At 70.7% G+C, this 16306-nt stretch carries 9 protein-coding genes; 4 read left to right on the plus strand and 5 right to left on the minus strand.

Going from position 1 to position 16306, the window contains the following annotated elements; translation table 11 throughout:
* Positions 1–40: 40 nt before the first annotated feature.
* The 5 genes from HCN51_RS37455 to HCN51_RS37475 all read right to left on the minus strand — a co-directional run bounded on the left by HCN51_RS37455 (position 41) and on the right by HCN51_RS37475 (position 8553).
* A complete protein-coding gene (locus HCN51_RS37455; RefSeq protein ID WP_168016452.1) occupies positions 41–424 on the minus strand; it encodes a VOC family protein in 384 nt (127 codons plus the stop codon).
* 90 nt (positions 425–514) lie between these two features.
* Positions 515–2929, minus strand: coding sequence for an alpha-L-rhamnosidase (locus HCN51_RS37460; protein WP_168016454.1), 2415 nt, complete (start codon positions 2927–2929; stop codon positions 515–517).
* A gap of 93 nt (positions 2930–3022) precedes the next feature.
* Positions 3023–4495 carry a glycoside hydrolase family 43 protein gene (locus HCN51_RS37465; protein ID WP_168016456.1) on the minus strand — a complete coding sequence of 491 codons (1473 nt, stop codon included), beginning with the start codon at positions 4493–4495 and terminating at the stop codon, positions 3023–3025.
* 68 nt (positions 4496–4563) lie between these two features.
* Positions 4564–5559, minus strand: coding sequence for a substrate-binding domain-containing protein (locus tag HCN51_RS62580; RefSeq protein ID WP_168016458.1), 996 nt, complete (start codon positions 5557–5559; stop codon positions 4564–4566).
* A 48-nt stretch (positions 5560–5607) separates the two neighbouring features.
* A complete protein-coding gene (locus HCN51_RS37475) occupies positions 5608–8553 on the minus strand; it encodes a glycoside hydrolase family 2 TIM barrel-domain containing protein (RefSeq protein ID WP_206068338.1) in 2946 nt (981 codons plus the stop codon).
* Positions 8554–8877: 324 nt separating this feature from the next.
* Here HCN51_RS37475 and HCN51_RS37480 point away from each other — a divergent pair, with 324 nt between their 5' ends.
* The 4 genes from HCN51_RS37480 to HCN51_RS37495 are packed head-to-tail and all read left to right on the plus strand — an operon-like array spanning position 8878 to position 16304.
* Positions 8878–10056, plus strand: a complete 1179-nt coding sequence (locus HCN51_RS37480; protein ID WP_168016460.1) for a glycoside hydrolase family 1 protein — start codon at positions 8878–8880, stop codon at positions 10054–10056.
* 28 nt (positions 10057–10084) lie between these two features.
* Positions 10085–11404 carry an MFS transporter gene (locus HCN51_RS37485; RefSeq protein WP_206068339.1) on the plus strand — a complete coding sequence of 440 codons (1320 nt, stop codon included), beginning with the start codon at positions 10085–10087 and terminating at the stop codon, positions 11402–11404.
* Positions 11405–11425: 21 nt separating this feature from the next.
* A complete protein-coding gene (locus tag HCN51_RS37490; protein ID WP_206068340.1) occupies positions 11426–13654 on the plus strand; it encodes a glycoside hydrolase family 3 C-terminal domain-containing protein in 2229 nt (742 codons plus the stop codon).
* Positions 13655–13667: 13 nt separating this feature from the next.
* A complete protein-coding gene (locus HCN51_RS37495; protein WP_206068341.1) occupies positions 13668–16304 on the plus strand; it encodes a glycoside hydrolase family 3 N-terminal domain-containing protein in 2637 nt (878 codons plus the stop codon).
* Positions 16305–16306: the final 2 nt, after the last annotated feature.

Here is a 16306-nt window from a genome sequence, read left to right on the forward strand (position 1 = left end):
TTCTTGGACGCTCGGCCCTGTTCGTCGCCGCACCGGCCGGTCATTGGCGCTGCAGCAGTTCCACCAGGTGCCCATCGGGGTCTTCCACCTGCGCGACGGTCACGCCGGCCTGCGGCACGACCCTGGGCGCGACCCGCACGACTCCCCCGGCTCCTTCCGCCGCCCGCACCACCTGCTCGACGTCGTCGACGACGAAGCCGAGCACGGCCTCACCGGGCTCGGGGCGTGCCTGGTGCGGGCGGTGGAGCAGGACGAGGGAAGGCTCCTCGTGGCCCTCGGCGCACAGGATCACCTCCTCACCTTCTCCGGCGGGCAGCCGGTGCCTGGTGACCAGGCCCAGGACCGCCGAGTAGAAGCCCACCTCGGCTTCGACGTCGCCGACGAGGATCTTGGTGAACGCGAAGCGCTGGCCTTGTAGAGCCATGGTTCCTCCTGACAAGGGGCGAGTCCCGGCGAAGGCCAGTACACCGGCCGGCCGGCGACAGCGGACGCGGGTGTTCCACTGATTGGGAACTCACCGCGAACCTTCCAGCACGGTCTCCAGGTCGTTCCGCAGCTCTTCGGAATCACCGGGGACGAAGCCGACGATCTGGTTGAGCGAATATGCGGCCGCCTCGGGGGCGGTGCCGTCGAGGGGGATGCCGGGGAAGTGCTTGGCGAACACCTCCGTCAGCGCCCGCCACACCGCCAGGTCGCCGGCGAGCGTCTGCAAGGGGGTGTCCATGGTGTACGGCTCGCGGGGGCCGTCGCGGCCGGGCAGTTCGCAGCCGAAGGAGTGGCTGCCGCCGGTGATCTCGGCGGTCTGGCCGTCGGGCAGTTCGACCAGGGCATCGGTGCCGTCGGGAACCCTCACGTCGAGGGTGAACCGGTCGGTGACGCGCCAGCCGATGCGGACCTCGCCGTGGGGAGTCGTGTGGGTGAGGGTGGTGTGGGTGAGACCGCCGCCGGGCTGGGGGGCGATGCGCATGCGCCGGTAGCCGGGTTCGAGCGGGGTCAGCCCGCCGACGGTCTTGTGCAGCCAGTCGCAGACCGCGCCGAGGGCGTAGTGGTTGAGCGAGGTCATGCCGGTGGAGTTGAGGCTGCCGTCGGGGCGGACGGCGTCCCAGCGCTCCCAGATCGTGGTCGCGCCCATGGTGACCGGATACAGGAAGGAGGGGCAGCCGGTCTCCAGGAGCATGAGGTACGCCTCCTCCAGGTGACCGGTCCGGCTGAGGGCGGGCAGGATCAGCGGGGTCCCGGCGAAGCCGGTGGAGATCTTGAATCCGGCCTCGGCGACCAGCTGGGCCAGGCGGGTGCCGGCGTGCGCTTCCTGGGCGGGGTCGAGCAGATCGAAACAGATGGCCAGCGCGTAGGCGGTGGCGGTCTCACCGGCGACACGGCCGTTCTTGGTGACGTATTCGGCGCGGAAGGCCTCCCGCGTCCTTTCGGCCAGCGACGCGAAGTGTGCGGCATCGGCGGTGCCCAGGATCCGGGCGGTGTCGGCCATCTCGCGTGTGGTCTTGGCCAGGTAGGCGGCGGCCACCAGATGCCGGTCGGTCTTGCCGCCGCCGGCGTTCTCCGGGGGCGCGTCGGGGTCGAGCCAGTCGCCGAACTGGAAGCCGCTGCTCCACAGCCCCTTGTCGTCGAGCCTGGTCTCGACGTCGCGGATGAAGGCGGCCATGGAGTCGTAGCAGCGCCGCAGGATCTCCTCGTCGCCGTACTCCTGGTACAGGACCCAGGGCAGGCTGACCGCCACGTCGCTCCACAGGGCGGTGGGTGACGAGGGGGTGGACAGCACGTCCGGCACCACCCAGGGCACGTAGCCCTTCTCCCGCTGCTCGGCGGCGAGGTCTTCCAGCCAGGAGGCGAGAACGTCGCGAACGTCGTACAGGAAGGCCGCGGTGGGGGCGAAGGCGTTGAGGTCGCCGGTCCAGCCGAGCCGTTCGTCGCGTTGCGGGCAGTCGGTCGGCACGCCGACGAAGTTGCCCCGCATCGACCAGACGGCGTTCGCGTGCAGGCGGTTGAGCAGGTCGTGGGAGGTGTCGAGCCAGCCGGTCCGGCGCATGTCGCTGTGCACCACCACGGCTTTGACCTCGTCGAACGGGCCGTCGATCTCGGCGTAGCGGAAGCCGTGGAAGGTGAAGCGCGGCTCCCAGACCTCCTGGCCGCCGCCGCGCAGGGTGTAGCGATCGGTGGCTCTGGCCGTGCGCAGGGTTTCGGTGTCGAGGGCACCGGCTCGCAGGAGCTCCGCGTGGCGGATCGTCACGCTCTGCCCCGCCTCACCGGTGGTGGTCAGCCGGATCCAGCCGGAGATGTTCTGGCCGAAGTCGACGATCGTCCTGCCGTCCTTGACGGACGTCTCCACCGGGGTCAGCTCTTCGACCCGGCGGATCGGGGTGGCGACCGTGGGGACGAGCGCGCCGAGGTCCCAGTCGAGGAGTTCCACCGGCGACCAGGCGCCGGTGAACCCGGGCAGGTTCCAGCCGTCCGGTTCACGGCGTGCGTCGTAGTCCTCGCCGTCATACAGGCTCGCGGCCAGCACCGCGCCGGTGCCGGCCGTCCACTGCCCGTCGGTGGTGACGATGACCGTGTGCTCGCCGTAGGTGAGTTCCAGCCGCATGTACAGGGCGGGCCGCTGCGTGTAGTGCTGGCTCTTGCCCTCGTAGCCGAGGCGGCCGGCGGCCCAGCCCGCGCCGACGATCGCACCCAGGGCGTTGGCGCCCGAGCGGATCAGCGGGGTGACGTCATAGGTGCTGACCTGGAGCCGGTGCCGGTAGGAGGTCCAGCCGGGCGCCAGCACTTCATCGCCCACGCGGGTGCCGTTGAGGTACGGCTCGACGATGCCCAGGGCGGTCACCTGGAGCCGGGCGTGGTCCGGCGGCCCGCCGGAGGTGAACTCGCGCCGGAAGTAGGGCGCTTCGGCGGGGAACGGCGCTGTGACGAACGACATGAGGCAAGCTCCTCAGCGGACAGGTGTGAAAGACAGGGTGCGGGGGTGATGGGGGCGGTCGCGGGGCCGACGCGCTGGGGCGCGAGCCGCCCGTCAGGTGTGGGCGCGGTAGGAGACCTGGTGGAGCACGACCTCGCCGGCGACCGGCTCGACACCGAACGTGCGACCGGTGAAGCCGCCGGCCACTTCCGTTGACAGGTAGCGTCCGTCGAAAGCGCCGAGGACCTGCGGCGTCCCGTCAGCGGCCAGGACCGCCAGCTCCACGATGTCGGGCTCCCGCGGCGGCATGAGGCCGGCCGCCGCGGGCTCCCGGACCGAGATGCGCAGCCTCACGCCGTCGCCCGGGGGAACCGGCACCCGCGCGACGGTCGTGCTCGCAGGTCCGATGACGAGCGTGGCCTCCACCGTCCCGGCGTCGGCCGTCAGCCCGTACCAGTGGGCACCGTCGATGCCGACGAGCAGGCGCCCGCTGCCCCGGGAGGTGTCGAGCCGGGCCTCCGCGGTCCACTCGAGATCGCGTGCTCGTGCCGCCAGCACCGGCCGCGGCTCGCCTTCGGCAGGTGCTGTCAGCACCAGGCGGCCGGGCGCCTGCCACCTGGCGAACGTGTGCGGGAACACGTTGGGCGACACCCAGCGCGGGTCGAGGTCAGGCGAGTCGAACCGATCGACGAACGAGTGGTCCGGCGGATCGGGCGTGAAGCGTTCCTCATCGACCACCGGCCAGCCGTCGATCCACTCCACGCCCGCGATGAACGTCTCGCGGCCGTTGACATGGAACATCGGGCTCTGGCCACGGGGACGTACCCCGAGATACACCATCGCCCAGGATCCGTCGGCCAGTTGGACGAGGTCGGCATGGCCGGTGTTCTGCACGCGGTGACTCGTGCTGCGATGGGTGAGGATCGGATTGGCGGGCGCCCCCTCGAAGGGCTCATGCAGAGAGCGGGAACGTGCGATGGTGACCGCGTGCCCCCGTTCCGTGCCGCCTTCCGCGAGCATGAGGTACCACCAGCCGTCACGTCGGTAGAGGTGGGGGCCCTCCGGATAGGCCAGCCCGGTGCCGGTCCAGAGCACCCTCGGCGGAGCGAGCATCGTGCCCGTCGCGGGGTCGATCGGCGCGCTGGTGATGCCGGTCAGCTCGGGTCCGGATGACGCCCAGGTGAGGTGGCATGTGCCGTTCTCGTCCCAGGCGAGGTCCGGGTCGATCCCGATAGCGCCGTCCACATGGACCGGCTCCGACCAGGGCCCAGCCGGGTCGTCGGCCGAGGCGATCAGCTGGCCGCGGTGGATCTCCACCACGTTCGTGGTGACCAGCCAGAACTTTCCTTCGTGGTGGCGAAGCGTCGGTGCGTAGATTCCTGTGCTCGCCGGGGCGGCGCTGACGGTCAACTGGCCGGGACGTCGCAGCGCGTTGGTCACCAACGTCCAGGCCACCAGGTCGGTGCTGCGGTGGATCGGCACTCCCGGCGCGTACTCGAAGCTGGAGTTGGCGATGTAGTAGGTGTCTCCCGCACGGCAGATGGTCGGGTCGGGGTGGAACCCGGCGATGATGGGTGTTGTCGTCATGATGTGGCTCCTGGGCGGCCTCTGTCGCGAGGCCGCTCTGTCGTCCCCGAGGGGACGAGGGGTGCGGATTACCGCCGGGTGGATTCGCGGACCACGATGGCGGCGTGCAGGTCTGGCGGCGCTTCGGGCAGGGGGCGATCCTCGGCCGCGTGCAGGGCCTGGTCGGCGAGGTAGTGCCCCTGGCCGACGTTGTCGATGCTGACGCTGGACAGGGACGGGTAGAGCATGCCGGCCATGGGCGTGTCGTCGTGACCGATGACCGCCAGATCGCCGGGGACGGACAGCCCCGCCCGCTGCGCGGCGGCCACGGTCATCGCGGCGATGTCGTCGTTGAAGGCGGCGACGGCGGTGATGCCCTGCGCATGCCATTCCCGTACGGCTCGGACGACGCTGCCGTCGCGGTGATCGACGGGTCGCAGGTCGAGCAGTTCGGCGCCGAGCCGGTCGGCTTCCTCGCGTGCCGCTGCCGCCCGTCCTCGGGCCAGCAGGGAGAAGCGCTCGTTGACGCTGGTGGCGAAGGCGAGCCGCCGGTGACCTTGCTCGTACAGGTGCGCGATCTGCAGGTGCGTGCCTGCGGTGAGCGTGGGTGAGGACAGTACGGCCTGCTCCTGCTGCAGCACCGGCAGGATCTTGGTGATGCCGCTGGCCTGCATGGAGGTGCGCTCGGCGGCGCTGATGGCCGTCCAGGCGATGACGACGTCCGGGTTGAGCAACTCCCACAGGGGCCGGGCTTGACCTCCTTCGTGGCGGGTGTAGGTCACCAGGGCGTAGCCGGCCTCGTCGAGGACGTGCGAGGCGGTCTCCAGGGTCAGGCGCAGGCTGTGTTCCATCGGCCAGTCGGGCAGCACCAGCAGGATGATCATGCTGCGTCCGCTGGCGAGGGCCTGGGCTGCCCGGTGCGGCCGGTAGCCCAGGCGAGCGGCCTCGGCCATGACCCGCTCGCGGGTGGCGGCGGGGATGCTCTGCCCGGGGGTGTTGTTCAGCACGTAGCCCACAGTGGCGCGGGACAATCCCAGCGAGCGGGCCACGTCGGTTGCGGTGACTCGCCTTTTGCGTTGCGTCACGGGAGCTTCACCTCTGAGGAGGGCAGGGCTTGCACGCGTAAGTCTTTCTCATGATCTCACGTAGGCCGGAGGTGAGGGCTCGGCGTCGTCTCGGCCGGCCGCTGAGAGCGTCAGGCGCCACTGCCAGCGGTATTCAGGCTCTGACAGCCGGTGCGCGGGCCGGGTGTCGGGGCCCAGCATCCCGGTGCCGACACCGCGGTGGGCGATGTCGAGGTGGACGATGGTTTTGGCGCTCGGCCGCAGTTCCCACCAGTGGCCGGCTGTCTCCAGCTCGCTGACCGAGTGCCGGCTCACGTTCATGTGCAGGGGTGTCGCGTGCAGGGTCCGCACGGTTCCGGCGGGGCCGGACAGCCGCAGTTCCGTGACCTCCCCGCGGGTGCCGTTCTCCTGCGGCTTCAGGTAGGGCACGGCGAGCTCGTCGATCGGGCTCTCCCAGGCGGCGAGCAGGGCCGAGGCGCGCCGGTCGGGGTAGTTCTCCCAGGGCCCCAGCCCGACCCAGCGGGCCTGGTCGAAGCCGTCGGCGAGCTCGAACTCCATGCCCACCCGCAGCCCGTCGGCGCCGGTGCCGGGCAGCGTCACGTGCTCGTCCAGGAGGTAGTCGCCCTCCTCCAGCACGGTGACGGTGCGGGTGTGCACGACTTCGTCCCCGAAGGCGGCGCGGTAGCGGATGGTCGTCGTGGCCCCGTCGGCGCGGACGTCGATGGGGGTGAGGTGGAAGAAGCCGCTGCGGAGGAACCGGTTGTCCAGGGCGAACGACTGGTCGTTGTCGGTGAGGGCCCGCCAGAGCGACAGCTGCGGCGCCCGGCGCAGCAGCGGGTGACGCACTTCGGCGGGGCTGGTGCCGGTGCCGCGGGGAAGGTGCGGCAGCGGGCGGGGCATGGTGACCTGATGGGCGGAGATTTCCGTTCCCGCCGGCGCCCACACGGCGTCCTGCCTCGTGTGCACGGTCACGGTGAGGGCCAGGGCGGTGCCGAGCAGGGCGCGGATCGTATCCGGCAACTCGATCGCGGTCTCGGCGCCCGGGGTCGCGGGTGGTGCGGCGAGCGTGACCGCGCCCGCCGGCCCGGCCTCGGTCTCCACCTGGAATCGCAGCTCGTAGGCGTCGAGGCCGGCGAAGGTCTGCCGGTTGCGGATGCGCAGCGTCCCGGCCCTGGCCTCCTCGGCGCTCGAGGTGATGCGGATCGGGCTGAACAGGCCGCGCGCCTCGTACAGTGCCGGCTTGGGGGTGAGGTCGGGGAAGACGACTCCGTTGAGGAGCGTGATGCCGTCGTTGGGCTCGTCGCCGAAGTCGCCGCCGTAGCGGTAGCGGCCGTCACCGTCGGGGTCGAGCGCGTGGTCCTTGAACTCCCAGATGAAGCCGCCCTGCAGGCCCGGCAGGCTCTCGAACAGCCGCCAGTACTCGGCCAGGCCGCCGGTCGAGTTGCCTTGGGAGTAGGCGTACTCGCACACGATGACCGGCCGGTCGGCCCTCGGGTCGGCCGAGAACGCCGCCAGCGCCTCGAACGAGGGGTACATCGGGCACACCAGGTCGGTGGCCGCGTGACCGGCGTGCCAGTCGCGCGCGATGGCGCCTTCGTAGTGCAGCGGCCGGGTCGGATCCGTGCCGCGCACCCATGCGGCGGCGGCGTCGTGGTTGGGGCCGTAACCGGTCTCGTTGCCGAGCGACCAGACGATGACGCAGGGATGGTTGCGGTCGCGCAGCACCATCCGCGAGACCCGCTCCACGAACTCGGGCAGGTAGCGCGGGTCGTGGGCGAGCGTGGCGGTAAAGGCATGCCCCTCGATGTCGGCTTCGTCGATGACGTAGAAGCCGATCTCGTCGCACAGGTCGAGGAAGTCCGGGTCGTTGGGATAGTGCGAGGTGCGGATCGCGTTGACGTTGAATCGCTTGAGCAGGGACAGCTCCGCGAGCATCAGATCCCGGGAGACGACGCGGCCGGTGCGCGGATCCACATCGTGGCGGTTGACACCCTGGATGAGCACACGCTCGCCGTTGACCAGCAGATCACGCCCCTCGATCCGCACCCGGCGAAAGCCGATCCGCAGCCGTGCCGTATCCGCCACCCCGCCCTCAGGAGAGATCAACTCGACCAGCAGTTCCTCAAGATGCGGCGTCTCCGCGGTCCACGGACGCACGTCGAGCGCGTCGAGGGTGAACACCGCGGTGCCCGCCTTCTTCCCGGAGGGCATCACGTGCTCAGCCACCGGGCGCAGTTCCGCGGGTATGGGGGCGCCGGCCGCGCGCAAGCTGAGCAGATCCATGACACCGTCGGCAACGCCCAGCGGCTCGGGCCGCTTGGTGCGATCGGTCAACGGCGGCGCGAAGGCCGGTTCGACAACACGCGGGGTGATCCTGCGCGTCTGTGTCCGGCCGAGCACCGAAATGCGCGCCGACCAGTCGGTCTCGTGGAGATGGTCCAGCCCGGCCGTGGCCACCGTCACGCGTAGGCTTCCGTGCTCCGCCTCGTAGTCCGCGACGACGGCGACGTCGGCCACATGCACCTGCGGCACGGAGTACAGGAACACCGTCCGGGACAGGCCGGATTGCCACCAGTGGTCCTGGTCCTCCAGATAGGTGGCCTCCGACCATTTGGCCACCTCGAGCTCGATCGTGTTGGAGCCCGCCGTCACGACGTCGGTGATGTCGAATTCGGCCGCCAGGTGTGAGTCGGTGCTGGTCCCGACGGCATGGCCGTTGACGGTGACGCTCAGGTGACCTTCGGCCGCACCGACGTGCAGGATCATCCGGCGTCCCGCAGATGGCGTCAGATCCACCGTTCGCCGGTAGACACCGGTCGGGTTGGCTTCCGGGACGGCGGGGGGCACCTCGTCGAACGGCATCGCGATGTTGAGGTAGTGGGGCGGGTCGGCCTTCTCCCTCATGGTCCACAGGTCGGGCACCTGGACCCGCTTCCACTCCTGCTCATCCGGCAGGAGACGGAACTCCCACGTGCCATCGAGAACGATGTCGGGGGCCCGGCGCAAGGCGCTCATGGGCAGGCGTTTCAACGGAAGTCTCCCTGAGTGGGTGCGGGCGTCGCCACGCATGGCCGGCGCGGCTCGGCGTCCCTGACGCATGCCCCGCGTCCCACGCGCCTCCGCCTGCCGGGCGGACGAGGCCCCCACTGTAGGCAGACTAACTTTCGCGCGCAAGTACTTGTGCGTGAAAGTTGAGGAAGCTACGGTAACCGGCAAGCTTGCACGCGAAAGTTGCCGCTTGACTCGCCACCGCGACCGGAGTGGTCGCCCCCAGCGAAACGCGCCGCCTACCCGCCGCGGACGCTCGGCCGTTCATCAGTACCGACCCCGGAGAATCCGATGTCCCGATCCTTTCCGAACGGCTTCTTGTGGGGAGCCTCCACCGCTGCTCACCAGATCGAAGGCAACAACCTCAACAACGACTGGTGGCAACTGGAGCACGCCGCCGCGGACCACGGGGTGCAGTTCAGCGGGGACGCGGCGGACAGCTATCACCGCTACCAGGAAGACATGCGCCTACTGGCCGATGCGGGCTGCAACGCCTACCGGTTCAGCATCGAGTGGTCCCGGATCGAGCCGAGTCCCGGCAGGTTCTCCCGAGCCGAACTCGCCCACTACCGCCGCATGATCGACACGGCTCTCGGGCTGGGTCTCACCCCTGTGGTCACGCTGCACCATTTCACCCATCCGATCTGGTTCGGCGAGCGCGGGGCGTGGCTCGGCGACGGCGCCGTTGACGCGTTCTGCCGTTATGTCGAGCAGGCCTGCACCATCCTCGACGGCGTCGAGTGGGTCTGCACGATCAACGAGCCGAACATCGTCGCCGTCAACCACGGCCAGCAGCGACGCCTCGCGGAAGGCAAGGAGTACCAGTTCGTCGGCGCCCTGCCCGACGCCGAGATCGGGCAGGCCCTCATCGCCGCCCACCGCGCCGCCGCGCCACTGGTCCGCGCGGCGACCGGCGCCAAGGTCGGCTGGACGGTCGCCAACCAGGCGTTCCTGCCCGCCCCCGGCTGTGAGAGCAAGCACGCCGAGGTGCGGCACATCTGGGAGGACATGTACCTCGAGCCTGCCCGCGGCGACGACTTCGTCGGCGTGCAGTCCTACACCAGCCAGCTCGTGGACGACAACGGCGTCGTCCCGCACCCCGACCACCCGGACAACACCATCATGGGCTGGGCCTACCGGCCCGACGCGCTCGGCATCGCCGTACGGCACACCCGCGACGTCGTCGGCGACGTCCCCCTCGTCGTCACGGAGAACGGCATCGCCACCTCCGACGACTCCCGGCGCATCGCCTACACCCAAGGCGCGCTCACGGCGCTGCACGAAACCATCAGCGAGGGCGCCGACGTGCGGGGATACCTGCACTGGAGCCTGCTCGACAACTTCGAATGGGGCCGCTGGGAACCCACCTTCGGCCTCATCGCCGTGGACCGGGAAACCTTCGAACGCCGGCCCAAGCCCAGCCTTCGCTGGCTCGGACAGATCGCCCAGGCCAACGCTCTGACGTCCTAGCCCCACCCCGTTCGCCCATGGAGGCATCGTGACCACTCCCACCCCTCCTGCCGAACCGCCGCAAGCCGCCGCCGAGGCAGTCCTCGCCGGTCACGAGGAGCTCATCGCAAGCGCCGCGCCCCCGGAGAACCCGCCCCGTGTCGGTGTCTGGACCATCGCGGTCTACGCGCTGACGATGTTCGGCTTCCAGCTGACGTTGCTGCTGCCCGCTCTGTTCAGCCTCGCCTACAAGGTGCAACTGATCGATCCGGCGGGCAAGGATGCGAGCCTGGGCTTCGTCCTCGGCGTCGGCGGGCTGATCAGCCTGCTCGTGGGCCTGCCTGCGGGCGTGCTGAGCGATGGCACCCGGCTGGCATGGGGCCGCCGGCGGCCCTTCCTCGCGGCGGGTCTCGTGCTGTCGGCTCTCGGCGCACTGATCATCGCCGTAGCCCCGGCGATCACGTTCATGCTGGCCGGCTATGTCGTCGTGGGACTGGCCAACGCCGCGATCGGCACCGCCATCAACCCGTTCCTCGCCGAACAGGTGCCGGCGGAGCAGCGCGGCACGGTAGGGGCGCTCGGTGGAGTGACCGCCGCGGTGGCCGGCGTCGGGGCGACGCTGCTCGGCAGCTTCCTGACCGGAAACATCTTTGTGCTGTTCCTGACTCCGGTGGCCGTTCTCGGCATCGCGGCTCTGCTGTACCTGGTGGTGATCCCCGACCGGCCGGCGTCCGAGGACGTGCGGGTCGGATCGATCCTCGACGTGTTCAGGAACATCTGGTTCAACCCGCTCAAGCACTCGGACTTCGCGCTGGTCTGGCTCGGGAAATTCTGCCTGTCGTTCGGGTCCACCTTCTTCAGCACCTACCAGCTGTACCTCCTGCAAGATCGTCTGGGCTTCACCCCCGAGCAGGCGGGACGTCAGCTCGGGGCCGTCGGCGGGCTCAGCCTGCTGGCGCTGGTCGGCTCCTCCATCGCCGGCGGGACACTCTCCGACCGGTTCAAGCGGCGCAAGCCGTTCATCTTCCTCGCGACCGGGCTCATCGTGGCCGGCCTCGCGGTCGCCGCGAGCGCACCCTCGATGCTGCTCTTCGCCGTCGGCGGGATCCTGCTGTCGGCCGGCACCGGAGCGTTCAACTCGGTCGACCTCGCCCTCGCCTCGGACGTCATGCCCGAGAAGGACAAGGCGGGCAAGTACATGAACATCTACTACCTGTCCGGCACCCTGGCGGGCGTCCTCGCCCCGCTGATCGCCTCCGTGATCCTGCGGCTCGGCGGCGGCGGGAACTACGGCGGCCTGTTCTTGTCAGGCGCGGTCCTCGGCCTCGGTGCCGTGGTGACCGCGGCAAAGATCCGCAGCGTGCGCTGATTCTCGATTCCTGGAGTACCTGTGACACACGAGCAGCACCCCGCTGCCCTCGACGGCATCCCGCTGGAGAAGAAGGTCACCCTGCTGTCCGGCCGTGACTTCTGGGCCACCCAGAGCCTGCCGGAGGCAGGCATCGACGGCGTCACCATGGCGGACGGGCCCCACGGACTTCGCAAACAGTCCGGAGAGCACGACCACCTGGCCATGTACGACAGCGACCCGGCCACCTGCTTTCCTCCGGCGGTCGCCGTCGGAACCAGTTGGGACGTCGACGTCGCCGCGCGCGTCGGCGCCGCCATCGGCCGGGAGGCGGTCGCCCAAGGGGTCCACCTCGTGCTCGGCCCCGGAGTCAACATCAAGCGCTCCCCGCTGTGCGGACGCAACTTCGAGTACTACTCGGAGGACCCGTACCTGTCCGGAGCGCTCGCAGCGGCGTTCGTCCGGCACCTGCAGGCGCAGGGACCCGGCGTGTCGGTCAAGCACTTCGCCGCCAACAACCAGGAGACCAACCGGCAGACGATCAGCGCGGACGTCGATCCGCGCACCCTGCGGGAGATCTACCTGCCGGCGTTCGAGCACGTGGTGCGCGAAGCCGGACCGGCCACCGTCATGGCGGCCTACAACAAGATCAACGGCGTCTTCGCCTGCGAGAACCGCTGGCTGCTGACGGACCTGCTCCGCGAGGAGTGGGGTTTCAAGGGTGCGGTCGTCTCCGACTGGAACGCCGTCGTCGACCGCGTCGCCGCACTGCGAGCCGGCCTCGACCTCGACATGCCGGGGGGTGACGCGGGCCGCGACCACGAGGTGCTCCGAGCCGTCCGCGCCGGCGACCTCGACGCGTCCGTCGTCGATGCGAGCGTGCGCCGCATCGCCGTGCTTGATGCCCGGCGCGCCGCAGGCACGGCCGAGGCCGACCTTGACGCCCACCATGCGTTGGCCCGCGAGCTGGCGGCCGAATGCGCCGTCCTGCTCCGCAACGAGCACGACACGCTGCCCTTGACGGGCGGCGCCCGGATCGCCGTGCTCGGAGAGCTGGCCGAGCGCCCGCGCATCCAGGGCGGGGGCAGCGCGCACGTGAACGCCTACCGGGTCGATATCCCGGTGGAGGAGATCCGGGCGGTGGCCGCGGCACACGGATCGGCCGTTGCCTACGCCGCCGGCTATCGCCTGGACGCGTCCGGCTCCCCGGAGCTCCTCGCCGAAGCGGTGGCGGCGGCCCGGCAGTGCGACGCCGCCGTCGTCTTCGCCGGGCTCAGCGAGCGCCGGGAGTCCGAAGGCGTCGATCGCGACTCGCTCGACCTGCCCGCCGAGCAGGTCGAGCTGATCCGCGCCGCCGCCGGCGTCGCCCCGCGGACGGTCGTGGTGCTGTCCAACGGCGGCGTCGTCTCGCTCGAGCCGTGGCACGACGACGTCGACGCCGTGCTCGAGGCCTTCGTCCTCGGGCAGGGTGGCGGGCGCGCGATCGCCGAGCTGCTGTTCGGCGTGCGCAACCCCTCGGGCCACCTCGCGGAGACGATTCCGGTGCGTCTGCACGACCACGCCAGCTCGCTGAACTTCCCGGGCGAACAGGGCCACGTCCGCTACGGCGAGGGGATCTACGTCGGCTACCGGCAGTTCAGCACGTTCGGCACCCCGGTCCGGTACCCGTTCGGCCACGGGCTGTCGTACACGAGCTTCGTCACCCGCTCGGTGACGGCACGGGCCACTGGTCCGGACAGCGTCACGGTCGAGGTCGAGGTGGAGAACACCGGCGGGCGGGAGGGCAAGCACGTCGTACAGGTGTACGTGGCGACCACGGCCGGCCCGGTGCGGCGCCCCGTACGGGAGCTACGAGCGTTCACGAAGATCGATCTCAGCCCCGGGCAGAGAGAAACCGTCCGGTTCGAGCTCGGCCGGCGGGCGTTCGCGTACTGGGACATCGACGCCGGCGCGTGGGTCGTCGCGCCGGGCACGTACGAGGTGCAGGTCGGCCCGGACGCGCACACGGTCGAGGTGACGGTGAGCGTCGAACTGGCCGGTGAGATCGTCGCCCGGCAGGTCACGCTCGACTCCACCATCGGCGCCTGGCTCGAACACCCCGTCATCTCGGCGCCCACCCTGGAAGCGCTCGGATTCGCGGACGCGACGATCTCCGACGAGCACATGGCGATGGTCAGGTCGATGACCATGCGCCAGTTCATCACCATCTCCGGCCTGGACCTGCCCGTCGAACGGCTGGAAGAGCTGGCCGCGACCTCACGTACGCGCTGAAAGGACATTCATCTTGCATTCCGAACCGCCCTACCGTGACGCCTCGCTGCCGGTCGCCGACCGGGTCGCGGACCTGCTCGGCCGGATGACCCTCGAGGAGAAGGCCGCGCAACTCGCCGCGCCCACCGCACCGGCGATCGACGTCCACGACCCGCCGCCCACCGGATGGGGGGCCGTCGTCGCGGCGCTGGCGACCCTCGAAAGGTCCCCGCGCGAGAGTGCCGCGGCGGTCAACGAACTGCAGCGCAAGCACGTCGAGGACACGCGGCTGGGCATTCCCGTTCTCGTCGCCGAGGAAGCTCTGGTGGGGCTGAAGATCCAGGGCGCGACCATGTACCCCGATGCGATCGCCCAGGCCGCCACCTGGGACCCGGAGCTGATCGAGCGGATGGGCACCGCGATCGGGGCCCAGATGGCGCGTACCGGCGTCCGGCAGGCGCTGTCGCCGCTGGCCGACACGGCGCGGGATCCACGCTGGGGGCGGGTGGAGGAGACCTACGGAGAAGAGCCGTACCTCGTCGGCTTGATGGCCACCGCGTTCGTCCGCGGCATGCAGGAGGCCGATGCCGGGACGCCGCTCGTCGCCACGGTGAAGCACTTCCTCGGCTACAGCGCCGGCGCCGGCGGCCGTAACACCGACTCGGTCTCGATCGGCCCGCGTGAGCTGCGCGAGGTGCATGCGGTCCCGTTCGAGATGGTGATCCGCGACGGCGGGGCACGCGGCATCATGCCGGCGTACGCCGACATCGACGGCGTTCCGGTGACCGGTTCGCGCGCGCACCTCACCGGCCTGCTCCGCGACGAGCTGGGCTTCGACGGGCTGGTCATCTCCGACCTCGGCGCCGTCAACCAGCTCCGCACCAAGCACGGCACCGCGCACAGCGACGCCGCCGCCAGCGCCCAGGCCGTGCGCGCCGGGGTGCACCTGGACCTCGTCCCCCGGCCGGCGACCGGCCATCTGATCGAGGCGGTCGAGTCCGGGCTCCTGCCGATGGCCGACCTGGACCTGGCGGTGAGCACGGTCCTGCGGACGAAGTTCGAGCTGGGGCTGTTCGAGCGGCCCTACGTCGACCTGGACGCGGTGCCGGAGACGCTCGACTCCGCGCAGACGCGCGGCCTGGCCCGTGAGATCGCCGAGCGGTCGGTCGTCCTGCTCCGTAACGAGCCCGTCAACGGCGGTCCCCTCCTTCCGCTCGATCCGGGCATCGCCACGATCGCGGTGATCGGCCCGAACGCCGACCGTCTGCTGGGGCAACTCGGCAACTACAGCTACCCGGTGCTCGACAGCATGGCCAAGCGGTTCGCGCTCGCCGCGGACCCGACGGCCCGCGCGGACGAGGCCGCCGAATTCGGCGGCTCGACGGGAGCGGACCGGGCCCGCCTGATGGTGGAGTCCGTCCCGGTGGTCACCTTCCTCGACGGGATCCGCGACCGGGCCCCCGGGGCGACGGTGCTGTACGAGCCCGGCTGTCCCATCCAGGACGAGGACCGCTCGGGCATCCCCGCGGCCGTCGAAGCGGCGAGGTCCGCGCAGGTCGCCGTGGTCGTCGTCGGAGACCAGGCGGGCATCAACGCCTTCGGCACCGTCGGTGAGGGCCTGGACAGCGCCACGTGCGAGCTGCCCGGCGTGCAGCGAGAACTGGTCGAGGCGGTCGCGGCCACGGGCACGCCGACCGTCGTCGTGCTCAGCCACGGCCGCCCCTACTCGCTGCGGTGGATGACCGAGTCCGTACCCGCGATCGTCACGAGCTGGTTCGGCGGGGAGGAGGCCGGCAGTGCCGTGGCCGCCGTGCTCTTCGGCGACGTCAACCCCGCCGGGCGGCTGCCCGTCTCCTTCCTCGACTTCGCCGGCAGCGCGCCCCTGCCCTACTGGCGAGCGGCGCAGACTCCCGCCTACGTCGAGGGACGCGCGGGGGCCACGTTCCCGTTCGGGCATGGGCTGAGCTACACGACCTTCGCCTACCGTGACCTCGACATCAGCCGGCCGGAAGTGCCGGCCGACGGCGAGATCGAGCTGTCGTTCACGGTGGCGAACGTCGGGGACCGCGCCGGCGACGAGGTCGTCCAGGTGTACGGCCAAGATGTGATCGCACGCAGCGTGCGCCCCCGCCGCAAACTGGTCGCCTTCCGGCGGGTGTCGCTGGAGGCCGGTGCCGCGGTGCGGGTCACCGCGACGGTGCCCGCGAGCATGTTCGCGCTGTGGGATCCCGAGGAGGGCTGGCTCGTCGAGCCCGGGAAGATCAAGCTCTTCATCGGCGGGTCGTCCGCGCAGATTCACCTGCGCACGTCGGTCACGCTCACCGGCGGCGTTCACCACCCGGGCGCGGACCGCGCTCTCACCAGCTCGGTGTCGGTGATCCCGGTCGCCCCCGAGACGGCGGCGCGCAGCGCGGCCGCGCGTGCCGCCGCGCTCCGCACAGCGGCTCCGCTCTCCGGCGACAACACCGTCCTCGAGTGGCTCGAGCACCCGGTCGGCGGCGACCTGCTCCGTGGCCTGCTCCAGGGAGCCGACGAGGAGACGCTCGCGCCGGCGTTCGGCATGTCCCTCCAGCAGATGGCGCTCTACAGCGGCGGCCGGATCGCTCCCGAGACCGTCGAGCGGCTCGTGGCGCAGGTGCACGCGCAGATGACGGCGCCACAACGCGCCTAGCA

This window comes from Nonomuraea composti (assembly GCF_012034275.1).
Taxonomy (GTDB): domain Bacteria; phylum Actinomycetota; class Actinomycetes; order Streptosporangiales; family Streptosporangiaceae; genus Nonomuraea; species Nonomuraea composti.